General features: G+C 71.9%; 21 protein-coding genes. 6 read left to right on the forward strand and 15 right to left on the reverse strand.

The features are described 5' to 3' along the window. The first annotated feature begins 59 nt into the window (after positions 1-59). The 3 genes from ACLQ3K_RS13715 to ACLQ3K_RS13725 are packed head-to-tail and all read left to right on the forward strand — an operon-like array spanning position 60 to position 3,348. The gene (locus ACLQ3K_RS13715; RefSeq protein WP_426000431.1) at positions 60-1,697 is read left to right on the forward strand and encodes a thiamine pyrophosphate-binding protein; all 1,638 of its coding nucleotides are present in this window, start codon (positions 60-62) and stop codon (positions 1,695-1,697) included. Beyond that, entirely contained in the window at positions 1,694-2,326 is a 633-nt protein-coding gene (locus ACLQ3K_RS13720; protein ID WP_224645157.1) for an SRPBCC family protein, read from the forward strand. Before ACLQ3K_RS13715 ends, ACLQ3K_RS13720 begins: the two co-directional genes overlap by 4 nt. An 11-nt stretch (positions 2,327-2,337) precedes the next feature. Continuing rightward, entirely contained in the window at positions 2,338-3,348 is a 1,011-nt protein-coding gene (locus ACLQ3K_RS13725) for a 3-oxoacyl-[acyl-carrier-protein] synthase III C-terminal domain-containing protein (protein ID WP_426000433.1), read from the forward strand. 38 nt (positions 3,349-3,386) lie between these two features. Here ACLQ3K_RS13725 and ACLQ3K_RS13730 read toward each other — a convergent pair whose 3' ends face one another. Next, a complete protein-coding gene (locus tag ACLQ3K_RS13730; RefSeq protein WP_426000009.1) occupies positions 3,387-4,631 on the reverse strand; it encodes an alpha/beta hydrolase in 1,245 nt (414 codons plus the stop codon). A 99-nt stretch (positions 4,632-4,730) separates the two neighbouring features. On the opposite strand from ACLQ3K_RS13730, the gene ACLQ3K_RS13735 reads away from it, so the two are divergent. Then, positions 4,731-6,029, forward strand: coding sequence for a TrpB-like pyridoxal phosphate-dependent enzyme (locus ACLQ3K_RS13735; protein ID WP_426000011.1), 1,299 nt, complete (start codon positions 4,731-4,733; stop codon positions 6,027-6,029). Between the two features lie 10 nt (positions 6,030-6,039). Here the strand turns inward: ACLQ3K_RS13735 and ACLQ3K_RS13740 are convergent, their stop codons facing one another. Genes ACLQ3K_RS13740 through ACLQ3K_RS13765 form a run of 6 tightly spaced genes read right to left on the reverse strand, consistent with a single transcriptional unit; the run spans position 6,040 to position 13,898 of the window. Further along, complete coding sequence (locus ACLQ3K_RS13740; RefSeq protein ID WP_336670320.1) at positions 6,040-6,411, reverse strand: hypothetical protein; 372 nt, start codon at positions 6,409-6,411, stop codon at positions 6,040-6,042. Positions 6,412-6,464: 53 nt separating this feature from the next. Further along, positions 6,465-8,996: a sensor domain-containing protein gene (locus ACLQ3K_RS13745; RefSeq protein ID WP_336670319.1), complete on the reverse strand. Its 2,532-nt coding sequence runs from the start codon at positions 8,994-8,996 to the stop codon at positions 6,465-6,467. Further along, positions 8,993-9,871: a Gfo/Idh/MocA family oxidoreductase gene (locus ACLQ3K_RS13750; RefSeq protein WP_336670318.1), complete on the reverse strand. Its 879-nt coding sequence runs from the start codon at positions 9,869-9,871 to the stop codon at positions 8,993-8,995. The genes ACLQ3K_RS13745 and ACLQ3K_RS13750 overlap by 4 nt, the downstream gene beginning before the upstream one ends. After that, positions 9,868-11,331: an amino acid permease gene (locus tag ACLQ3K_RS13755; protein WP_336670317.1), complete on the reverse strand. Its 1,464-nt coding sequence runs from the start codon at positions 11,329-11,331 to the stop codon at positions 9,868-9,870. The genes ACLQ3K_RS13750 and ACLQ3K_RS13755 overlap by 4 nt, the downstream gene beginning before the upstream one ends. A gap of 11 nt (positions 11,332-11,342) precedes the next feature. Then, entirely contained in the window at positions 11,343-12,647 is a 1,305-nt protein-coding gene (locus ACLQ3K_RS13760) for a styrene monooxygenase/indole monooxygenase family protein (RefSeq protein ID WP_336670316.1), read from the reverse strand. 36 nt (positions 12,648-12,683) lie between these two features. Further along, complete coding sequence (locus ACLQ3K_RS13765) at positions 12,684-13,898, reverse strand: acyl-CoA dehydrogenase family protein (RefSeq protein WP_224645166.1); 1,215 nt, start codon at positions 13,896-13,898, stop codon at positions 12,684-12,686. Between the two features lie 182 nt (positions 13,899-14,080). Here ACLQ3K_RS13765 and ACLQ3K_RS13770 point away from each other — a divergent pair, with 182 nt between their 5' ends. Then, the gene (locus ACLQ3K_RS13770) at positions 14,081-15,712 is read left to right on the forward strand and encodes an AMP-binding protein (RefSeq protein ID WP_224645167.1); all 1,632 of its coding nucleotides are present in this window, start codon (positions 14,081-14,083) and stop codon (positions 15,710-15,712) included. A gap of 93 nt (positions 15,713-15,805) precedes the next feature. On the opposite strand, the gene ACLQ3K_RS13775 is transcribed toward ACLQ3K_RS13770, so the two are convergent. Genes ACLQ3K_RS13775 through ACLQ3K_RS13805 form a run of 7 tightly spaced genes read right to left on the reverse strand, consistent with a single transcriptional unit; the run spans position 15,806 to position 20,946 of the window. Then, a complete protein-coding gene (locus ACLQ3K_RS13775; RefSeq protein ID WP_426000015.1) occupies positions 15,806-16,228 on the reverse strand; it encodes a type II toxin-antitoxin system VapC family toxin in 423 nt (140 codons plus the stop codon). Beyond that, a complete protein-coding gene (locus tag ACLQ3K_RS13780; protein ID WP_426000017.1) occupies positions 16,225-16,500 on the reverse strand; it encodes a type II toxin-antitoxin system Phd/YefM family antitoxin in 276 nt (91 codons plus the stop codon). The genes ACLQ3K_RS13775 and ACLQ3K_RS13780 overlap by 4 nt, the downstream gene beginning before the upstream one ends. Positions 16,501-16,556: 56 nt before the next feature. Next, on the reverse strand, positions 16,557-17,174 hold the full coding sequence (locus ACLQ3K_RS13785) for an ASCH domain-containing protein (RefSeq protein WP_426000019.1): 618 nt from the start codon (positions 17,172-17,174) through the stop codon (positions 16,557-16,559). Positions 17,175-17,178: 4 nt separating this feature from the next. After that, positions 17,179-17,652, reverse strand: a complete 474-nt coding sequence (locus ACLQ3K_RS13790) for a DUF664 domain-containing protein (protein WP_426000021.1) — start codon at positions 17,650-17,652, stop codon at positions 17,179-17,181. Next, positions 17,639-18,676, reverse strand: a complete 1,038-nt coding sequence (locus ACLQ3K_RS13795; RefSeq protein ID WP_426000023.1) for a nucleoside hydrolase — start codon at positions 18,674-18,676, stop codon at positions 17,639-17,641. Before ACLQ3K_RS13795 ends, ACLQ3K_RS13790 begins: the two co-directional genes overlap by 14 nt. A 56-nt stretch (positions 18,677-18,732) precedes the next feature. Next, a complete protein-coding gene (locus ACLQ3K_RS13800; protein ID WP_259143475.1) occupies positions 18,733-20,199 on the reverse strand; it encodes an SDR family NAD(P)-dependent oxidoreductase in 1,467 nt (488 codons plus the stop codon). 15 nt (positions 20,200-20,214) lie between these two features. Beyond that, the gene (locus ACLQ3K_RS13805; RefSeq protein WP_426000025.1) at positions 20,215-20,946 is read right to left on the reverse strand and encodes a hypothetical protein; all 732 of its coding nucleotides are present in this window, start codon (positions 20,944-20,946) and stop codon (positions 20,215-20,217) included. Between the two features lie 112 nt (positions 20,947-21,058). Between ACLQ3K_RS13805 and ACLQ3K_RS13810 the strand changes: the two genes are divergently transcribed. After that, complete coding sequence (locus ACLQ3K_RS13810) at positions 21,059-21,583, forward strand: gluconokinase (RefSeq protein WP_336670309.1); 525 nt, start codon at positions 21,059-21,061, stop codon at positions 21,581-21,583. 3 nt (positions 21,584-21,586) lie between these two features. Here ACLQ3K_RS13810 and ACLQ3K_RS13815 read toward each other — a convergent pair whose 3' ends face one another. Next, positions 21,587-22,759, reverse strand: a complete 1,173-nt coding sequence (locus tag ACLQ3K_RS13815; RefSeq protein ID WP_336670308.1) for an NADH:flavin oxidoreductase — start codon at positions 22,757-22,759, stop codon at positions 21,587-21,589. Position 22,760 lies beyond the last annotated feature (1 nt).

Genomic DNA, 22,760 nt, shown 5'->3' on the forward strand with positions numbered 1-22,760 from the left:
GTTCGCCTGCTGAGTTGTGATTGCGATCACACGGGCCTACTGTGAGGCTTGTGGCTTCAATGGTGGCCGACGAGATTGCAAATGCTTTGTATGCGTACGGTTTTCGCCACGCATACGGTATTCATGGTGCCAACTCCGAGGACCTCTTCGCCGCGTTGCTCCGGAGCGACGCGGGCCGTCGCCTCGCGGTGACGATCGCCAAGCACGAGTTCGGTGCCGGCGCCATGGCCGACGGCGCGGCGCGCATGACCGGCCGGCCCGGCTGCCTGATCGCCACGTCCGGGGGCGCGGCGATGAACTGCGTTCCCGCGCTCGCTGAGGCGTATCAGTCCCGCTCGCCGGTCCTCGCGCTCATCGGCAGCCCGCCGACCGCCGTCGAGGGGCGCGGCGCCTTCCAGGACATGTGCGCGGCCCCGCGCACCGTCGACGTCCTCGCCGTCCTGCGCGGGGTGACCGGCTTCGCCGCGAAGGTCTCCGGTCCCGAGGATCTCGCTCCCGCCCTGGACGGTGCCTTCGCCGCGCTCGAGCAGGGGCTTCCCGCGGCGCTCCTCCTACCGAAGGACGTCCAGCTCGCGCACGGCCCCGGACCGATCGGGCGGGCACCGGTCCTGCCCGGACCGGAGGCACCGTCGGACGAGGTGATCCGGCTCGTCCGCGCGGCGCGCAAGCCCCTGATCCTGCTCGGCGAGGCCGCGTCCCGGGCCCGGCTCACCGGACCCGTCGCGGCACTGGCGACGGCGACGGGCGCCGTGATCGCGGTCGGCCCCAACGGCCGCGACGCCGCGCCGCGGACCGGCGCGGTGGGCGTCGCGGGTGTCATGGGGCATCCCTCGGTGCCACGGGTCGCCGCCGAGGCCGACCTCATCCTCGCCCTGGGCACCGAGCTCGACCTCATGGATCGCACCGGGCTGGACGCCGCCATGGACGTCACCTTCACGGTGCACGTCGCGGCCGAGCCGCCGCTGCGTGAGGTGACGATCCACGAGCCCGCCCGCGACCTCGCCGCCTACACGAGGGCCCTCGCGGATGCGGTCGGGACACGCCCGCGCGCCCCGTGGACCGACGCGGCGCCCGTCCCGATCACCGTGCCGCGGAACGACTCCGGGATGCTCACCTGCGCCGATGCCGTGGACGCGCTGGCCGCCGCGATCCCCGCCGACGCCCTCGTCTTCGCCGATGCCGGCAATGCCGGGGCCGCCGCCGTGCACCGGCTCCCGCTCGGCACCGGCGACCGCTTCCTCGTCGCGCTGGGCATGGGCGGCATGGGGCACGGCATCGCGGCGGGGATCGGCGCCGCGATCGCCACCGGCCGGCCCACGGTGATCCTCGCCGGCGACGGCGCCTTCTACATGCACGGCATGGAGATCCACACCGCGATCGAGGCGCGGGCGCCCGTCCTGCTGGTGGTGCTCAACAACGACGCCCACGGCATGTGCGTGGCGCGCGAGGGGAAGTTCTTCCCCGACCTGCCCAGCATCAACCGGTTCCGGCCCAGCCGGATCGCCGACGGCCTCGCCGCCATGTTCCCCACCCTGCCCGTCCGCTCGGTCACCACGCCCGACGGTGCGCGGTCCGCCGCCGCCGAGCTCCTGGCCGTCACGGGCCGCGGACCGTCGTGCCTGGAGATCGGAACCGACCCCGCGGAGATCCCGCCGTTCGCAGCGCTGCTGCCCGATACCGCGAAGGAGCGGCAATGATCCCGGTGATCGACATCGAAGGAACCATCCGGATCGAGAGTCACCCGCGCCCGGTGGCTCAGCCGATCCTCGTCGACCGCATGCGCTCGGTGTACCCGCACCAGCAGATCTACGGTGACTTCTGCCCCGTGCAGTCCTACGTCAACGCGCCGCCGGACGATCTCTACGACTGGCTCTCCGACACCCGCTCCCTCGAGGAGTGGACGTACAGCCTGCGCGGCTTCCGCGAGACCGACGAGGCCGGCCTGTGGGTCGCGCGCGACATGCTCGGCGCCGACACCGAGATCTACACGCGCACCGTCGCCCACCCGGACGCGCGGACCGTCGACTACCACTGCGCCTGGGACCAGGGGAAGCATCTCTGGATGATCTACCTGATGCGGATCGTCGACGCGCAGCTCGTGCTGAACAAGCCCGGCTCCGTGGTGCTGTGGGTCAACTGCCACCACCCCTTCTACGACGAGAACCCGTACCCCGAGACGGCGCCGCCCGAGCGGCCCGTCTGGGTCGGAGACCTGTGGGACACGTTCGGAGCCGGGCACCAGATGGAACTCGAGAACCTCAAGGCGATCGCCGAACACCGGCACGCGCACGGCGAGCCGATCAAGCCCGAATGGATGACGTCGTGACCGCCCCGCTCGTGAACCCGCGGATCGTCGGGCTGACCTCGTACCTGCCCGAGAACCGGGTGCCCGCCGAGTACTTCCGCGAGTTCGCCGACGCCGACAGCCGCACGCTCACCGCCAATCCGATGTTCGCGCCGCCCGCGTACCGGCATCACGCCGCGGCGGGGGAATCCAACGTCGACCTGATGTGCGCGGCGATCGACCGCCTCCGCGAGCAGGTCGGGGACGAGGCCCTGCAGGCCGACGTGGTCCTGAGCCACTCGCAGCTGCCGGACCTGCCGGTCGTCGGCTGCGGCGGCGACGTCGTGCGCCGGCTCGGCACCCGGCCCTCATTGGTCCTGGACATCCACAACGGCGGCTGCGCCGCCTTCCTGCTCATGCTGCACCTCGCCCGCACGATGTTCACCGCGGGCACCGCGCGGTCGGCGCTGCTGCTCACCGCGACCAACGCGGCCGGGAACGTCTTCACCCAGGACCGGGTCCGGAATCTGCCGCAGGCCGCCATCCCGGGCGACGGTGCCGCCGCCGCGCTCGTCGTCGCCGACCCGCAGGCGGGTGGGCTGGAGGTCCGGGAGGTGATCTGCGCGCAGCACAGCGAGTACGCGGGCGACATGACCGCCGCCGTCGAGCCGCCGCGCAAGTACTGGGAGGCGGGCGAGGGGCAGCTGCACGTGGGCTTCACCGAGGCCAAGATCGCGAAGGTCCTCGCCCGGGGCAACCGGCTCGTGCCGGAGGTCGCGCTCGCCGCCGCGGCGGCGGGAGGCCTGCGCGGCCCCGACGTCGGGCACCTCGTCACCAATCAGCCCAACCGGACGTTCCTCCGCAACTGGCGCGAGGCCCTCGAGCTCCCGCCGGAGCGGCACCCCGACACCTTCGACGAGTGCGGCAACCTCTTCGCCGTCGGCGTCCCGCACACCTTCGCCACCGCCCGCGCGGACGGGCGGATCGGCGCGGGGGAGGACGTGGTCCTCGCGGCCTTCGCGCACGCCGGCGACTTCGCGGCCGGGGCGCTGCTGCGCACCTAGCCGGTTCGGGCCGGCCGTCCGGGGCCGGTCCTTCGGGGCTAGCCCCGAAGGCCCAGGCGGCCGCCGAGCCAGTCGAGTTCGGCGGTCAGCGCGCCCGACCACACGGTGAAGTCATGCCCGCCCCGGATCCAACGGGTGCGCACCGTCATCCCGGCTCCCGCGGCGGCCACGGCCACCCGTTTCGCGGCGGCGGTCGATGCGGCGTCGTCGGTGCCCGCGACGAGCACGCCCGCGCTGTCCGGGAAGCGCCGCAGCGACAGCTGGGTGAGCGGGTCCGCCCGCGCGTACGCACCGCGATCACCGGCGAAGGCGTCCCGGACGGTGGCCTCGCGCCCTCCTCCCAGGTCCGGCTCCGCGTCGGGCGAGAGCGCCAGGAAGGTCCGGAAGACCTCCGGGAACCGGGTCGCCAGCTGCAGCGCGCAGGTGCCGCCGTAGGAGTAGCCGCCGATCGCCCACGCCTGCGGGGCGGCATCCACCGCCAGGTTCTGGCGCACCCACGCGGGCACGCCCTCGGCGAGATAGGTCGCCGCCCGGGCGCGCCGGGTGTCGGCGCAGAGCGGGTTCGCGAACTGCCCGCCCGTCGCGTCCGGCACCACCACGACCGGCGCGACGCCGCCCCGCCGCTGCGCATAGGAGTCCATCGTCCGAGCCAGCTTCCCGCCCGAGAACCAGTCCCGCGGCGAGCCCGGCTGCCCGTGCAGGAGCATCAACACCGGCAGCCGCCCCCGCGCGCCCGACAGGTACGCCGGCGGCAGGTAGACCAGCGCCGGGCGGGCCGCGAACCGGGAGCGGGTGGGCGGCACCGTCGCCCGGACCACCACGCCGCGCTCGGCGGTCGTGCCGGGGGAGGGACGGGGGACCGTCGCCGGGTAGTCGACGGGCAGCAGATCCTCCACCGACGGATACGCCGAGTACAGCGAGTTCACCTGACCGGCACCCATCAGAACCACCAGGCCGACTGCCGCGGTGCTCAGCGCCGTGGACCGCCACGACGGTGCCCGGGCCACCCGCACCACGGCGAGCAGCAGGGCGAGCACGCCGAGGGCGACCCACAGCAGCACCAGCGGGTCGAGGCGGTCGGGGAACGGCTTCCACACGAACTCGACCAGGTAGTCCACGAGCGCGGTCACGCCGAGCGCGGCAGCCACGCAGGCGAGGACGGTGCGAGCGGACCCGCTGCGACGGGTCGCGGAGATCAGGCCGGCGAGCGCGGCCGCTCCGGCGAGGAGCAGGAGGAGTGGTACCGGACCGGCCGTGAGCTGCAGGTTCCGCAGGGGGTTCACCGGCCGCACTCCCGTCCTCGCACGCGCCCAGAATAGGTGCGGCCCCTAAGACGGACCTGTGGGAAAGGGCGGCATTCGCGGCGTTCTACGCTGTGAGCCATGACACTCTCGGACGCCGCCGCGCACCAGGACATCACCACCGTCGAGGTCCCCACCCATTGGTACAACCTGGCCGCGGAACTGGACACGCCCATCCCGCCGCACCTGCACCCCGGCACCAAGGAGCCCGTGCAGCCCGAGGACCTGGCGCCGCTGTTCGCGTCGGGCCTCATCGCGCAGGAGGCGTCCACCGAGGCGTACCACGAGATCCCCGAGCCGGTCCGCGAGATCCTCGCGATGTGGCGGCCGTCGCCGCTCATCCGGGCCCGGAAGTTCGAGCAGGCGCTCGGCACCACCTGCCGCATCTACGTCAAGTACGAGAGCGTGAGCCCCGTCGGTTCGCACAAGACGAATTCGGCCGTCGCGCAGGCGTACTACAACTCGGTGGACGGCGTGACGAAGCTGACCACCGAGACCGGCGCCGGCCAGTGGGGCAGCGCACTCTCCTTCGCCGGTGCTCAGTTCGGCATCGACGTCGAGGTGTGGCAGGTGCGGGCCTCCTACGACTCGAAGCCCTACCGCGGCCACCTCATGCGGACCTACGGCGGCACCGTGCACCCGAGCCCGTCGGAGCTCACCGAGTCCGGCCGCGCGATGCTGGCGAAGGATCCGGACACCACCGGCAGCCTCGGGATGGCCGTCTCGGAGGCCGTCGAGGTCGCCGCCCAGGATCCCGACGCCCGGTACGCGCTCGGCAGCGTGCTCAACCACGTGGTGCTGCACCAGTCGGTCATCGGCCTCGAGGCCGTCGATCAGCTGAACCTGCACGAGAAGGGTGCCGACGTCGTCTTCGGCTGCGCCGGAGGCGGATCCAACCTCGCCGGCCTCGCCTTCCCGTTCCTGCGGGAGAAGATCCACGGCCGGCAGGACCCGCGCATCGTCGCCGCCGAGCCCGTGGCGTGCCCGTCGATCACGAAGGGCGAGTACCGCTACGACCACGGCGACGTCGCCGGCCTCACCCCGCTGCTGAAGATGCACACCCTGGGCATGGACTTCGTCCCGGACCCGATCCACGCGGGCGGCCTGCGCTATCACGGGATGTCGCCGGCGCTGAGCCACACCGTGGAGCTGGGGCTCGTCGAGGGCATCGCGATCGAGCAGAACGACGCCTTCGCCGCGGGCGTGCTGTTCGCGCGGACCCAGGGCATCGTCCCCGCCCCGGAGTCGACGCACGCGATCGCCGCCGCCGCGGACTACGCCCGGGAGCACTCCGACGAGGTGCTCGTCATCGGCCTCTCGGGCCACGGCCAGCTCGATCTGCCCGCCTACGCGGAGTACCTCGCGGGCGGTCTGGCCTGACGGTGCGCCGCTACGCCCCCGGGGTCTCCGGGGGCGCCGCGGGCGAGCCCAGGGACCGGCGGATCTCGTCGAGCTTCGCTTTCGCCGCCTTCTCCCGCTCCTCGAAGGCGCGGGCGGCGTCCTGCCCGGCGGAGGTGCCGTGCGCGAGCTCCTCGGCGCCGAGCGCGGTGGTCGTGCGGCGCTCGATCTTCTCCCGCACGTGGTCGAAGGTGGGAACGCCGGCGGTGGTGTAGCCGGTGACCTGCTCGTACGACGGTGCGACCGGCCCGCTCGGCGGGAGGTCGACGAACTCGGCCTCGATCGGCTCCGACGCTCCGGGGGCCGGTTCGGTGGGCGTCGGCTCGGGGGCCGGGGGCTGCGCGGGGTCGCCGGGGTGCGTCATGTCCCCAGGGTAGCGCCGGACGGCGGGGCGGGCGGCCCCGTCGACCCCGGTCGTCAGGCGTCCTCGCCGCCCCGCACCGCCCACTGTCGCAGGTGGTCCAGGTCCACCGCCCGGGACCACAGGAAGCCCTGCGCGAAGTGGGCGCCGGCGGCGGCGAGCGCCGTGGACTCCGCGGGGCATTCGATGCCCTCCGCGATGACGTCGAGATCGAGAGCCCGGGCCATGGCGACCGCGGCGTCCAGCATGGCCTCGAGTTGCGGATCGTCGTGGCCCGTCGAGGCGGTGACCACGGACCGGTCGATCTTCACCAGCGCCAGGTTCAGGTCCCGCAGCTGCGCGAGGCTCGACCAGCCGGTGCCGAAGTCGTCCAGCGCGATCCGGATGCCGAGCTCGATGAGGCGGTGCGTGGCGGCCAGGACGTGCCGTTCCGGGACGACCCGCTCGTTGATCTCGAGGATCAGCCGCGCCGGGTCCAGTCCCGACCGGGTCAGTGCGGTCTCGATGACGTGCGGCAACTGCGGGTCCGCGAGGTCCTCCGACGCCAGGTTCACCGAGACCCAGCCCAGTTCCGGTGCAACGGCGAAATCGGCGCAGGCACGGTCCAGCACGATCCGCGCCAGGTCGGGGAGCATGCCCAGGGCCTCCAGATGCGGGAGGAAGCCCGCGGGAGCCAGCTCGTCGCCGTCGGGGCCGGGCATCCGGGCCAGGGCCTCCGCGCCCACCATCGCGCCGGTCGCGAGGTCCACGACCGGCTGGTAGCGGACGATCACGTCGCCGCGGCCGATCACCGACCGGATGTGGGTCGCGAGCGCCACCCGTTCCTGCTGCGGGGCGTGCAGCCCGACGGAGTGCTGCACGATGCGGTTGCGCCCGTCGCGCTTGGCCTGGAGCAGCGCCAGGTCGCCGTCGATCAGCAACTGCGTGATGCCGTCGTCCGCGGCCCCCGATTCGACGAGGCCGATCGAACAGGTGACGGTCAGCTGCAGGCCGTCGACCTCCACGGGCTTCGCCATGGCGGCCCGGACCCGTTCCGCCCAGTCCGGTGTCCGTCGAGCCGCATCCACCCGGGGGCGCAGCACGACGAATTCGTCGCCGCCGAGGCGGGCGACGAGGTCCGTGGGCAGGCTCGCCGACTGCAGTCGTCGGGCGACGACCTGCAGCACCTGGTCGCCGAGCTTGTGGCCGAGGGAGTCGTTGATCCGCTTGAAGGAGTCGAGGTCGATCCAGAGCACGGCGAGGGCCCCGCCGTCGGCACGCCGCTGTTCGACGACCTCCGTGGCGCGCTCGATGAACCCCGCCCGGCCGAGCAGCCCGGTGAGGTCGTCGTGGTCGGCGCGCCAGCGCAGGCGGCGGTTGAGCTCCCGGATCTCGGACTCGGCGCGGCGCCGCTCGGTGACGTCGGTGTGCGTGCCGATCAGGCGCGTCGGCAGCCCGTCGGGCCCGGTCTCCATCGCGCGCCCGCGGTCGTGGATCCAGCGCCAGCTGCCGTCCTTGGTCCGCATGCGGTGCTCGACCGAGAACTCGGCGGTCTCGCCGCGCACCACGCCCTGGACCAGGGCCCAGGACCGCTGGTAGTCGTCGGGGTGCACGAGCTCGGCCCAGTCCGCGACGGTCTCGCCCACATCCTCGGCCGAGTAGCCGAGCATCGCCTTCCACTGCTGTGAGTAGAAGACGGTGCCCGAGCGAACGTTCCAGTCCCAGATGCCGTCGCCGGCACCGTCGATCGCGAACTGCCAGCGCGCCTCCGCGTGGCGGAGCAGGGCCTGGTCGCGCCGCGCCGCGGTGATGTCGCGCGAGATGCCGATCAGGCCCACCACCTTCCCGTCGGCGTCCCAGTACGGTGCCTTGTTCGAGAGGTAGGTGCGGAGCTCGCCGTCGACCTCGGGGTACTCCTCGACCTCGTGGCCGATGCCGGACCGCATGATCTCCTCGTCCGTGGCCATGAGGGTCTCCGCGATGGCGGGGAAGACGACCGTGTCGTCGGAGCCGATCGCCAGGACCGGGGAGATCCCGGCGAGTTCGGCGACGGCGGAGTTGATGTACTGGTACCGCCCCTGCCGGTCCTTGATGTAGACGAGGTCCGGCGCGGCGTCGATGACGGCCTGGAGCAGTCCCGCGACTCGCTCCGAGTGGTGCGCCGATTCCACGGCGCGCTCCTCGAGCCGGCGCTGGGCGTCGCTCATCGCCCGGACGGACGCGACGCGTTCCGAGATGTCGCGGGTGAGGCCCGCGATGTACCGGCGACCGTCGATCTCGTGGAAGAAGAGATGGGCCTCGATGGGGAAGGTGCTGCCGTCCTTGCGGCGATGCATCGCGGGGATCACCTGCATCGTGCCCGCCAGCGCGAGCTCCCAGTTGTGGCGCGCCTCGCTGACCGTGACCTGCACGATGTCCAGGGCGTTCATGCGCAGGAGCTCGGCGCGGGTGTAGCCCGTACTCGTGCAGGCGGCGTCGTTGACCGCGACCAGCCTGCCGTCCTCGTCGTGGACGAAGAAGCCGTCGAGGGACCGGTCGATGAAGGCGCGTGCCAGGTCCGAGGACGGCACGCCGGATCCCGCGGCCTGCGGGAACGGCGTGTCGCTCACTGGGCGGTGGGTGCGGTGGCAGCCTGAATGAAAGCGATCACGCGTTGCAGGTCCAGCCCGCGGCGCACTCCGAGGGGATGGTCGACACCCGCGGCGATCGACGCGAGGAACTCGTCGAGCAGGACGCGGAAGCACTCGATCGCCGAGGTGCCGCGATTGTCGAGCACGACCGCGCCGCGCGCGGAGTGTGCGGCCACCCGCACGATGGTCGGCTCGACCGGAGTGCGCAGCGACAGCGACGCGGTCGACGCCGTGCCTCCGGCGTGGGCCAGTTGCGCGGTCCACGTGTCGCTGGCGGGGTCGTACCGCGCGGCGTCCACCCCGGTGATCGGCCCCGCGACTGCGTCGAGAAGATCGAGGACGTGCGGGCCGACGTCGAAGAGTGCGCCTTGCTCCTGTCGCCAGGCCGACGCGGCGAATCTACCGGCGAGTGCGGCGCCGGAGAGCCACTGGGCCTCGGCCGCGATGGGCTCGAGCTCGGCTGCTCGGGCGAGGAACTCCCTCGTCTCCGGCGCGAACCGGCGAGTGAAGGCGATGATCGACCGCACGCCTGCGGCCTCAACGGTCTCCGTCAGAGCTACTGCGCCCTCGACGTCGAATGCGATGGGCTTGTCGAGCACGAGGTGCTTCCCGGCCCGCGCCGCCTCCGCCGCGAGCGGGGCCTGCACGTTCGGTGGCACCGCGAAGGAGACCGCGTCAACGGCGTCGAACAGCTCAGCGGGCGAGGCGAACGCCCGCGGGAAGACCTCCGCCGCGGCCGCGGGATCGCGGGCCCAGCCGCCCACGAAATCGATGTCCTGGTGCGCCGCGAGTGCCGGCGCGTGCGTCTCCCGCGCCCAGGGGCCGGCTCCGACCAGACCGATACGCATCGTCATTCGTCAGAGTCTGCCACGGCGGCCTCCCTGCCCAACACGGAGTGGCGCCGACCGTAGAGGAGGTAGATGGCGACCCCGAGCGCGAACCAGACGAGGAAGCGCAGCCAGGTCGCGACCGCGAGATTGAGCATGAGGTAGACGCAGGCCAGCCCGGACAGGACGGGGATGGCGGGGGAGAAGGGAACCTTGAACGGGCGCTTCAGATCCGGCTTGGTGCGACGCAGGATCGGCACCGCGAGCGAGACCAGGAGGAAGGCGAAGAGCGCGCCGATGCTGACCATCTCGGACAGCGCCTCGATCGGGATGAAACCGCCCATGAGGGCGCAGACGATCACGATGATCACGGTGAGCCGAGTCGGGGTGCCGAACTTCGGCGAGACCTTCGCGACCGACGGCGGGATGAGGCCGTCACGGCCCATGGCGTAGCCGATCCGGCCCATCGTCACCAGCTCGACGAGGATCACCGAGGTGAGTCCGGCGACCGCGGCGATCGCCACGAGGTCGCCGGCCCAGGACGCGCCGACCACGTCGAAGGCCTTGGACAGCGGGGCGCTGGAGTCGATGTCGGTGTACTTGACCATGCCGGTCAGCACCACCGAAACGAGGACGTAGAGCAAGGTGCAGGCGAGGAGCGTCCCGATCAGTGCGCGCGGCATGTCGCGCTCGGGCTGGCGGGACTCCTCGCCGAGGTTGGCGACCGCCTCGAAGCCGGTGTAGGCGAAGAAGACGACCGCGGCGGCGGTGAGGATGCCCGCGACGCCGAAGTGCGACGGCGCCCCGCCGAGGATGGTCTCGATGAGCGGCCGGTCCAGAGCGTCGCCGCCCGACTCCGCCGGCACCGAGTCGGGGATGAAGGGCACGAGGTTCGAGCGGGTGATGAAGAAGGCGCCGACGATCACCACGAAGACCGAGATCGCGACCTTGACCAGCACCAGCAGGTTGGTCACCCGGGCGGATTCCCGGATGCCGACGGTGGCGACCACGCCGAGGACGACGATGACCAGGATCGCGCCGATGTTGACCGGCGCCTCCTCGGTGAACCACTCGGGCGGTAGCCCGAACAGGTCCGCCAGGTAGCCGGACCAGCTGCGGGACACGACCGCGGCACCGAGCCCGAACTCGAGCAGCAGGTCCCAGCCGATGATCCAGGCGAAGACCTCGCCGATGGTCGCGTAGGCGTAGGTGTACGCACTGCCGGCCGTCGGGACCGCGGACGCCAACTCGGCGTAGCAGAGGGCCGCGAAAAGACTGACCACTCCGGCCACGATGAAGGAGATCGCGATCCCGGGACCGGCGTTCACCTTGGCCTGTACGCCGGTCAGGGTGAAGATGCCGGTCCCGATCACGATGCCGACGCCGAAGCCGATGAGGTCGATGAGCCGCAGATCGCGGCGGAGTCCGCCCTCGGCGGCCCCGTCGGCCTTGATCCTGGCGAGAGGTTTGGTCCGCAGGATGTCCATTCCGCGGGACGCTACACCCGTTCGTACGCCTCCGCAGTGGTCTTGGCGTCCTCGATGAAGCGCTCGACATCGGCCTCCGTGCGGAAGTCGAGGATCGGCGCGGGCTCGGAAAGGAGCCCGAACAGCGCGGCGCCCACGGCGTCATCGGCGACCGCGCCCGCGAACAGCAGGCCCGCGGCGAAGGCGTAGTCCGGATCGCCCAGGAACAGGCGGGTGACCTCGGCCGCGGCGTGACCGCGCTCCTCCCAGTGCCGGTCGAACTGGTCCGTGATCCATTCGGCGGTGAAGTCCGAGCCGCGCGCCTCGATGGCCTTGACCAGGGCCGCCACCTGGATCAGCCCGGTCTGCGCGCCCTGCCCGGCGATCGGGTCGAAGGCGATCGCGGAGTCGCCGAGCGCGAGGACGGGGCGGCCGCCGCGGGTGTGGCCGACGCCCTGCCGCACGGTCGGGGTGACGGCGCCGCGCAGCCACGAATGCTTGTCCTCGTCGATGACGCGGAGCTTCTCGATGTCGGGCAGGTCGTCGGGGAAGTAGTCGCGGTAGACGCTGACCACCACCTCGAGGGCGCTCTGCGCGTCGGTCACCTCGCCGAACCGCTGCACCCAGTCACCGTCGGGCTTGGCGAACCCGAGCACGCTCCACGTCGCGCCCGCGTCCTTGTGCCAGTACGGCCCGATCCAGATCTCGCCGTGGTCGGTGTGCAGGTTGAAGACGTTGTGCTTGCCCGCGCCGTGCCCGCGCGCCGTGAAGACGTCGTCGCCGTGACCGAGCCCGGTGAACGCGGCGGCCAGGAGGTGCCGCTGGGGCGAGCGGTAGACGGTGCGCGCCTCGTCGACCGGGAAGAGGCCCGACAGGCCGCCCTTGCCGGTGGAGATCAGCGTGAGATCGTGCGCGCCGGCGATGGCGTCGAGGTTCTCGGGGGTGACGGTCTCGACGTGGAAGTCGCCGCCGGCCTGCTCGAACAGGCGGATCCGGTCGTGGGCGCGCAGGCGCACGTCGATACCGGCGGCGGTGTAGGTGAAGTCCGGGTCGAAGGCGAGCACCTGCTCCAGCGCGCCCGGCGCACCGGTGTTGAGGCGGGTGTTCATGCCGGTCGAGAGCGGGGCGTCGGGATAGAGCTCCTCGACGAGGGTGTGGTCGACGTCCCGGGAGTGGCCGAAGAGGACGGCGGTGCCGGTCGCGGGGACCTCGTCGCGCAGCTGCTCGGCCGTGCGGTCGCTGTAGAGGTCGACGGGGTGGCCGGCGCGGGCGAGGACGAGCGCGGCGGTGGCTCCCACCACTCCGGCGCCGATGATGGCGATGCGTGCCTGGGTCATGGTCGTGCCTTTCGGTGGTCGGACATGGGGGTGGGACTAGGAGGTGGAGGCGGTGCGGGCGCCCGCGTTCCACGCGTAGGGCAGGTCGGCGCCGTTGAGCAGGAGATCGCCGATGGCGCGGGCCTTCTGGATCGCGGGATTGTGCACCGCCAGGGTGCGGGCGTTGCGCCAGTGCCGGTCGAGGCGCAGGTCGGCGTCGACGATCGACGCGCCGCCCACCTCGAACAGCTCGGTGGTGGCCTTGAGGACCGTGTCGATGACGGCGAGCTGCGCGTGCGCGGCGGCCAGCTCGGCCTCCGGCACCAGGTCCTCGTGCACCCGACGGTCCGCCAGGACGTCGTCGAGCACGTCGGCGACGGCGAGCACGGACTGTTTCGCGGACCACGCGGCGCTGGAGAGCCGGCCGATCACCTGCTGCACGAGCGGATCGTGGCGCTGCAGGTCGGCGGCGGCGTGCGAGAACGTGCGGGTGCGGGCCTGCACCCAGGCGACGGTGTCGTCGGTGGCGCGCTGCGCGATGCCGGCGAGGCCCGCGAGCTGCACCAGCTGCAGGTAGGAGGTCGCGTACGTGGCGCCCGGCGCGCCGTAGCCGGGGCCGAGCAGCCGGTCCGCGGGGACGGCGACGTCGGTGAAGACGGTGGTGCCGCTCGCGGTGAGGCGCTGCCCGAAGCCGTTCCAGTCGTCCACCCGCTCGACGCCCGGCGCGTCCGCGTCGACGAGGACGCCGACGCGCTCGCCGTCGAGGTCGGCGGCCACCAGGATCTCGTCGGCGTAGAGCGAGCCGGTCGAGTAGAACTTGGTGCCGGTGAGGCGGTAGCCGCCGTCGGTGCTCGCGGTGAGCTTGGTGGCGTAGCCCCCGACGGAGCCCGCGCCGGGCTCGGTGATCGCGTTCCCGACGACGGTGCCGTCGGCCGCGGCCCGCAGCCACGCGTCGCCCGCGGGGGTGTTCGCGAGCCGCTGGTCCTCGACGAAGTTGACGTGCACGCGCAGCGCCTGCGGGATGTTGGAGTCGGCGGCCGCCAGGTTGATGAGCTGCCGGAAGAACTGCCGCAGCGTCACGCCGCCGCCGCCGAGCTCCTGCGGTACGCGCAGGGCGGTGAAACCCGCCTCCTTGAGCCGCGCGATCGGCTCGTGCACGAGCTCGCGGTCGCGCTCGCGGGCGACGGCGCCCTCCGCGATCCGGGCGTACACGGGGCCGAGGTTCGCGTCGAGCTCGGCGTCGGTCTTCGGGGGCGTCAGCGAGGTGGTCATGGCCGACAACTGTGGTCTGCGAACGATCTGCTGGCGAGGATTCCCCGCGCCGTGAACGTTATTCACGGAAGATCGTGGAGTGTTTCGCGTCCGATTCCGCCCCGCGATGCGGTAGAACCTGTTACAACTAGAACACGTTCTGCTGAGCTGAAGCGCTTCGCAGGTCAGGAACAGGAGTGCGCATGAAGTTCAACCTCGCCGATGTCTTCGAGGCGGTCGTCGACGCGGTTCCGGAACGGATCCTGCTGAGTTTCGAGGGCGATCAGACCTCGTACGCGGAGATGGACGGGCAGGCGAACCAGGTGGCGCACCTGTTCGCCGCGAACGGTATCGGCGCGTACGACCACGTCGCGCTGTTCCTCAAGAACAGCGTCGAGCACGTGCAATCGCTGCTGGCGCTCATCAAGATCCGCGCGGTGCCGGTCAACGTCAACTACCGGTACACCGCGACCGAGCTCGAGTACATCTTCACCAACTCCGACGCGCGCGGGATCATCGTCGAGCTGCCGGAGCACCAGCGCACGCTCGCCGGACTGATCCCGGCGCTGCCCGAGCTGCGGACCGTGTTCGTGATCGGCGAGGCCGATCCGGCCCTCACCGCCGCGGTCGATGGTGCCGAGGGCGTCGCCCTGGTGCCCTTCGCCGACGCCGCGGCCCAGTCGACGGCGCGCGACTTCGAGGAGCGCACCGGCGAGGAGCACTACATCATCTACACCGGCGGCACCACCGGCTACCCGAAGGGCGTCGTGTGGCAGCACGACGACTTCTTCCGCAAGCCGCTCTCCGCCGGCGTGCCCTACGGCGGCGAGCCGCGGCAGAACCTCGACGAGGTGGGCGAGGGGGCGAAGCAGTTCCCGCCGCTCGCCTTCCTCGTGGCCGCGCCGCTCATGCACGGCGCCGCCGCCTACTCCCTGTTCACGTTCTTCGTGCTCGGCTCCCGGATCATCCTCGAGCGGGACTTCAAGGCCGAGCAGATCGTCCGGAACATCAAGCGCGACCAGACGCAGACGATCCTCATCGTGGGCGATGCGATGGGCATCCCGCTGGTCGAGGAGATGGAGAAGCAGAAGGACACCGCGGACTTCTCGTCGCTGTTCTCGATCACGTCGGGCGGTGCGATCTGGTCCAAGCACGTCCGCGACCGGATGGCCGCGATCAAGCCCGAGCTGATCCTGCGCGACAACTTCGGCGCCTCCGAGTCCGGCAACGACGGGGTGATGACGCTCGACGAGAACGGCAACCTGCACGCGCCGCCCACCGACAAGATGATGGTGGTCGACGAGTCCTTCGAGCAGATCACCGAGACGGGCCAGGTGGGGTACATCGCCCGCGTCGGCAACGTGCCGCTCGGCTACTACAACGATCCCGAGAAGTCGGCGCGCACCTTCCCGACGCTGCCCGACGGGCGCCGGATCTCGGTGCTCGGCGACATGGGCTACCCGGCCGAGGACGGCGGCATCGTCTTCCTCGGACGCGGCAGCCAGTGCATCAACACGGGCGGTGAGAAGGTGTACGCCGAAGAGGTCGAGGCCACCCTGCACGGCCACCCCGCGATCGCGGACGCCCTCGTCGTGCCCGTGCCGGACGCCCGCTACGGGCAGCGCGTCGCGGCGGTCATCTCCGTCGCGGCGGGCCAGGAGCGCCCGTCGATCGAGGACGTGCAGACCTTCGCCCGCGGCGAGCTCGCCGGCTACAAGGTGCCCCGCACCGTCGTCTTCGTCGACGAGGTCAAGCGCACCCCGGCGGGCAAGGCGGACTACCGCTGGGCCAAGACCACCGCCGAGGACGCCGCGGAATCGGAGCAACCCGCGTAGGACGGGTTGCCGCCGAGCGGGCCTTGTTCTACGAGCGACTCTCCGATTCCGTCCGATACGGACAGTGCGCCGAACACGCTCGCGGATCACTGGTCAGCCCGTGAACTCCCACGGGTTGACCAGTGGCACGCCAGTGGGCTCGAAATGCTTGGTGTTGCGGGTGACGACGGTCAGACCGTGCATGATCGCGGTGCCTGCGATGATGGAGTCGTTCCCAGGTAGAGGGTCCGGCGATCGAAGCTGGGCACTCAGGCGAGCGATCAGGCGATCCACCGGAATCGTACGTTCTGCGAACCTGGCGAGAACGTTGTCATCGAACCACTTCCGTAGAACCGCGCCCGCTGGGGCGTCCGTGCGTTCCTTCTTGACGATTCCGCGTTCGATCTCCATCACCGTGAGCACGCTGATGAAGTGGCGCGAAGCGTCCTGCCCCTGCGCCCACCTCACGACACGCGGATCCGCGAGGGCCGGGCGGCGCAGTTCGCTGAGGACATTGGTGTCGAGGAGGTAGCTCACGATAAGTCGACTTCGCGGGGCGTCCAATCGATGAGGCCCGTCTCGAACTCGAGGTCCAGGTCGGGATCCACCGGTCCTTTCATCGCGAGGGCGTCAGCTAGGTTCATCGGCGGCTCCTCCCGACGCCGATAAGCCGCGATCGACATCAACACGTACGCGGGTTCCCCTCGGTCGGTGATGAACACCGGCGCCTCATCAGCGGCCCGCTTCGCCGCGCTGACGTCACGATTGAAGTCGCGGGCGGATATCGACCTGTTCACCATGTCAGTCATCGCGCATCTCCTGGTAGGTAAGTGCCTACCAAGCTACGCTCGACGAAGCCCGTTAGCTACTGGGTTGCCAACCAGTCCAGGTATGCGGCGCCGCGGGGCGAGAGCTCGTAGCCGACCTCGTGGCTGATGGTCAGGCCCATCCCCTTGAGCTTGCGGATGTCGGCCTTCATGGGCAGCAGCTCGACGCCGCGTTCGGCGGCGAGCTCCTTGGAGACGACGTGCGGGTGGTCGCGGATCCACTCCAGGATGTCGCGGGTCCACGGCCCGGTCTCGCGGGCGTCGAGCCGCGCCAGACGCTTAGCGATGGCCGCGAGCTCGGCGTCGTCCGGGAGTTCCTCCCGCAGGGCGAGCCGCGGGTCCTCGCCGGCCCATTCCAGGTGGACGCGGTAGACGTGCTCGCCGCCGCGCGCGGACCGCTCCCGGCGGGGCGCATCCGGATCGCGGGGCGTCAGCAGCTTCCGGAGTGCGGCGGCGTCCTTGACGCCCGCCGCCCGCGCCGCGCGATCGGAGATCTTCTCCACGTCCGGCACGCGAGTGACGCGGGTGAACCGCAGCAGGCCCGCCGGGGTGAGCTGGGTGCCGCCGACCTTCACGCGCGGGGTGTCCCAGCGGCGATACTGCGTGGTGACGCGGCCGTCGCGGACGCCCTCGGCGATCGCCTTCGGAATGAGCATGGCTTCAGTCTGCGCGACGCGCGACGACGTCGCGACAGATCTCCATGTGTCCGGTGTGCTGGGTCAGCTCGCGGAGCATGTGCGTCAGCACCCACTCCGGCGTCGCGGTGGCGGCGTTGCGCCGTGTGGTGCCGGTGGCACCGGGATTGCGGATCCCGGTGGCGGCCACCGCGGCCCACCGCGGCAGGTCGTGACGCAGCTTCGCGACGATAGTCCGGGCCCGGTCGACGGTGCCGGTCGCGTGGAACTCCGACGACCGGTCGCGGGGGATGTCCTCGCCGGCCATGAGCGAGCCGCCCCAGTAGCCCACTGCCCCGCCGACGTGCGTCACGAGGGCGAACACCGAATTCACACCGGGGACCGGCGGAACGGCGTTGACGGTGGTGTCGTCGAGATCGTCGAGCACGCGGTCGATCGTGTCCAGGGTCTCCGCGGCGACGTCGAGGAACGCCGCGATCTGCGCCTCAGTCGCGGCCACGGGCCAGCCCTGCGATCGAGTCGAGGAGGTCGTCGAAGAAGGCCGCCTGGTCGGTGGCGACGGCGACCTGTGCCGTGTCGGGGCGGTTCCACGCGCCGTGCACGTCCGCGACCGTCGTGCCCCGGGTCAGCGAACCGGTGAGCTCCACGTCCACGGGGTAGGCGCGGGTCTCCACGATCGACGGGTCGAGCGCGACGGCCGCGGCGAACGGATCGTGCATGTGCGCGATGTAGCCGAGGTCGTGATCGCGGTGGAACTCGAAGTAGAACCGCACGGCGTCCGAGGTGGCCCGGACCACGGGATTGCTCGCGGCCGACCGCGTCCCGTCGGCGTCCTCGGGGGCGAGGCACTCGGCCGGGGCGCTCCCGGCGGCGTCGGCGAGGCGCAACAGGTGGTCCGGCGTGAGCTCGATGGTCTCGGTGAGGTCGAGGGGGCACAGGATCGGCAGCGGGGTGCCGGTGCCGTCGAGTTCGCCGTAGGCGCGCAGCACCTCCCACAGCGATTCGGGATCGACTGCGACGTTCCACTCCGAGGTGGGCGTCGTGTTGCCGGGGTGCCAGAAGACGCCGCCCATGATGACGAGGCGGCGCAGGCGGGTGAGGATCCCCGGGTCGTCGCGCAGGGCGAGCGCGAGGTTGGTGCACGGCCCAGTCACGAGGGCGACCACCTCGCCGGGGTGGGCGCGGGTCAGGTCGGACCAGGCCTGCGGGCCCGAGATCTCCGACGGTCCGCGGGTCGGCGTCGGCAGCTCGGCGTAGCCGACGCCGAACGGGCCGTGGGTCTCCTCGGTGGTCATCAGCGGCGTGGACAGCGGCGCGTCGGAACCGGGGAAGACCTCGATGTCGGTGCGGCCCAGCAGCTCCAGCCAGCCCAGGTTGTTCTCCACGACCTGCGGCGCGGGCACGTTGCCGGCCGTGGACACGATGCCGAGCAGGTCCACTCCGGCCTTGCTCAGCAGGTACAGCAGGGCCAGGGAGTCGTCGACGCCCGTGTCGCAGTCGAACAGGACCTTCGTTTCCGCCACAGAGGAGACCCTAGCGCCCGCCGCCGACATCGATCACCGCGGCGGCGGGCCGCCCGTCACCACGGCGAGGGCTTGTAGTCCTTGAGGAAGCAGCCGTAGAGGTCGACGCCGTTCTCGCCCTGGACGATCGGGTCGTAGACGCGGGCGGCACCGTCGACCAGGTCGAGCGGGGCCCGGAAGCCCTCGTCGGCGAGCCGCATCTTGGTGTGGTGCGGCCGCTCGTCGGTGATCCAGCCCGTGTCGACGGCGGTCATGAGGATGCCGTCCTGCTCCAGCATCTCGCCGCTGGAGGTGCGGGTGAGCATGTTGAGCGCCGCCTTGGCCATGTTGGTGTGCGGGTGGCCGGGGCCCTTGTAACCGCGGCCGAACTGGCCCTCCATGGCCGAGACGTTCACGACGTACTTGCGCCGCGCGGGCGACGCGGCCAGCGCGGGGCGCAGCTTCGAGATGAGGATGAACGGCGCCACGGAGTTGCACAGCTGCACCTCGAGCAGTTCGAGGGGCTCGACCTCCTCGACGGTCTGCACCCACGAGTTGGTGTGCACGAGGTCGGGCAGGAGCCCGCCGGCGTCGATGGCGGTGCCGTCCTCGATGCGTGCGGCCGACGACGAGCCGCCGCGCAGCGCCAGCGCGGTGAGCGCCGCGGGGTCGAGCGCGGCCAGATCGCCGGAGACGCCGCCGGTGTGCCCGTCCAGGGCCTCCGTGAGCGCGGCGGGGTGCGCGGAGCTGGCGCGGCCGAACCGGATGATCCGGTTCGCGAGCTCGGGCGGCACGTCGCCCGCCTCGGATTCGACCAGCGCCGAGTAGGCGCCGGGGGAGCGGCGCACCGTCTGCGCGGCGTTGTTGATGATGATGTCGAGCGGACCCCGCGCCGCGACGGCGTCGGCGAGGGCGCTCACCTGCGACGGGTCGCGCAGGTCGATGCCCACGATGTGGAGCCGGTCGAGCCACTCGGCGCTGTCGGCGAGGGCGGCGAAGCGGCGGGCCGCGTCCGTGGGGAAGCGGGTGGTGATGGTGAGGTCGGCACCGTCGCGCAGCAGGCGCAGGGCGATGTACATGCCGATCTTGGCCCGCCCGCCCGTGAGCAGGGCGCGGCGGCCGGTGAGGTCGGTCGTGGCGTCGCGCTTGGCGTGGCTGAAGGCGGCGCACTCCGGGCAGAGCTGGTGGTAGAAGGCGTCGATCCGCGTGTAGGGCTGCTTGCAGATGTAGCAGCTCTGCGGGCGCAGCAGCTCGCCCGCGCTGTCGCCGACGGTGGGCGTGGTCAGCAGGATCCCGGCCGTCTCGTCGTCGATGCGCTCGGCGTTGCCGGTGGCGGTGCGTTCGAGGACGTCGCGGTCGGCGTCCTTGACCTTGGCGCGGGCGGACTTGCGCCGCTCGCGCTTGAGCAGCTTGAACATGTGCCCGACGGCGCGCTGCACCTCGACGGACTGCGGATCGCGGTCGTCGAGGTACGCGGCGGCCTCGAGCACGCGGTGGAACGCGGCGAGGTCTTCCGCAGAGATCGGGGCGGTGGTATCGGGCATGAGGACGATTGTCCCTCATCGCCCGAGGGGCACCGTCGCCTCGTGCGCCGTGAGGTCGACCACGACCGCGTCCTCGGACCAGCGGATGTCGGTGATCGTCAGCGCGTCGACGGCCGCCGGCACGATCCGCGCCCGCAGCGCGGTGATCCACGAGTCGATCGCCCAGGCGATGGGGATCGGCACCGGCACGACGCTGACCGGCATCGACAGGTCCGTGGCGCGCAAAGCGACCCGGCCGTCCCGCACCGACACGGCCACGACGACCCGCACGTCCACGCCGAGGCCGAAGGCGACGGGCAGCCCGACGGTGACCGACACCGAGCGGCGGCGCGGGAGCAGCGTGAGGGACCGGACCACGATCGCCGCGTCGTCGGACTCCTCGCGGGCGGTGTCCACGAGGTGCCGCATCCAGGACAGTCGCAGCTCGGCGGTCGCGTCGAGGGACCCGACGGTCACCGCCTCGTCTCCCGGCACCACGTCCGTCGCGTCGGCGGCGAGCACCAGGACTCGCGGGTCGGCCGCGGCGTGGTGGGTGTCGACGTGCAGCCTCGGGATCCGACGGTGCCGTGCGAGCGGCACCAGCATCGGACGGGAGCCGAGGGTGACCGTCGGCACGGCGCCGAGCGGGTCGGTGGCGGCGCGGCGGATCTCCGCCCGCACCCGAGTTCGGGCCCAGGCCTCCGCGGCGACCAGCGCGAGAGCGAGGAGCAGCACGACCGCGATCGCGGTCGCGACGGACGTCGGCATCCGGTCTCCCTCCCTCGTACCGGGTCATTATGCGTGGCCCGCCGACGGGGCGGTCGTCGGCAGGTGCGCGCTTGCGCCGCGCACGCCCGGGCGGTCGTGATCTACTCGACCGATGGCGACGATCCAGATCTGCGTGATGGGAGTATCCGGCTCGGGGAAGTCGACGGTAGGCGCCGAATTGGCCTCCCGCCTGGGCCGGAGCTTCGCCGACGGTGACGATTTCCACAGTGAGGCGAACCGCGCCAAGATGGGCGCGGGGCAGCCGCTGACCGACGAGGACCGGTGGCCGTGGCTCGCCACGATCGGCGCCTACCTGCGCGACGAGATGATCGCGGGACGCCCCACGGTGGTGGCCTGTTCCGCGCTCAAGCGGGTGTACCGGGACCGGATCCGCGCCGCGGGCGCGTCCGTCTACTTCGTCTTCCTCACCGGCAACGAGGAGCTGCTGCAGGAACGCATGAGCAGCCGCGCGGGGCACTTCATGAAGGCCGGGATGCTCGCCTCCCAGCTCGCCATCCTGGAGCCGCTGGACCCCGACGAGTTCGGCGTCACGGTGAACGTGACCGGCGACGTCCCGCAGATCATCACCGAGGCCCTCGCCGATTTCGCGGCGACGGAGGTCCCCGGCATCGCCTGACGCTCAGCCGGCTTCCGCGTCGGCGACCGGGCAGCGGGTGCGGCTGTAGATCGTGGGCATGCAGAGGTTGCAGTGGGTGCAGCGGTCGGGTTCGGCCGGGTCGTCCTGCATGCGCCGGACCAGGTCCGGGGTGCGGAGCAGGCCGCGCCCCATCGCCACGAACTCGAAGCCCTCGGCCATCGCCCGGTCCACCGCGGTCCGCTCGGCGATCCCGCCGAGGAGGACGAGCGGCATGTCCAGGGCCGCACGGAACCGCCGGGCGAGCTCGAGCAGGTAGGCGGGGCGGTACGGGTACTCCCGCAGGAAGACGGGGCCGGCGGCACGCAGCCCGGCCCGGAGCGCCGGGCTGGGGAACGCGGCGGCGAACTCGCGGCGCGGCGGCGTGCCGTGGAACAGGTACATCGGGTTGAGCAGCGAGCTCCCGGCGGTGAGTTCGAGGGCGTCGAGGGTGCCGTCGGCTTCGAGCCAGCGGGCCGTGCGCAGGGCGTCGTCGGGGCTGAGGCCGCCGGGCACCCCGTCGGTCATGTTGAGCTTGGCGGTCACCGCAAGGCGCCCGCCGACGGCGTCGCGCACCGCCTCCGCCACCTCTCGCGCGAGCCGGGCGCGGGCCGCGAGGTCTCCGCCGTAGGCGTCGCGACGGCGGTTGAGCAGCGGGCTGAGGAAAGCGCTGATCAGGTAGTTGTGGCCGAAGTGGAGCTCCACGGCGTCGAACCCGGCCTCCTCGGCGAGGAGAGCGGCGTCGGCGTGCGCCCGGACCAGCGTGCGGATGTGCGTCGCGTCCGGACGGAGGGTCGGGCGCAGCGCGAGCGGGCTGATCATCCTGCTGGGCGTCACCGGGCGCCGGTGCTGAGCCCCATCGGCGACGGGCCCCGCGTGCCCCAGCTGCGCCGAGACCGCGGCGCCCTCGGCGTGCACGGCGTCGGTGAGCCGGCGCAGGCCCGGGATCGCCTCGGGCCGCATCCAGAGCTGACGGCGCTCGGTGCGGCCCTCTGGCGCGACGGCGCAGTAGGCAACCGTCGTCATGCCGACGCCGCCCCGGGCGAACTCGGCGTGGAAGTCGATCAGGTCGTCGGTCACGAGCGCGTCGGGGGTGCGGCCCTCGAAGGTCGCGGCCTTGAGGATCCGGTTGCGCAGGTCGACGGGGCCGAGCCGGGCCGGGGCGAAGGCGTCCTCCATC

Origin of the sequence: Tsukamurella sp. DT100 (assembly GCF_049844855.1) — a bacterium.
In the GTDB taxonomy this organism is placed as follows: domain Bacteria; phylum Actinomycetota; class Actinomycetes; order Mycobacteriales; family Mycobacteriaceae; genus Tsukamurella.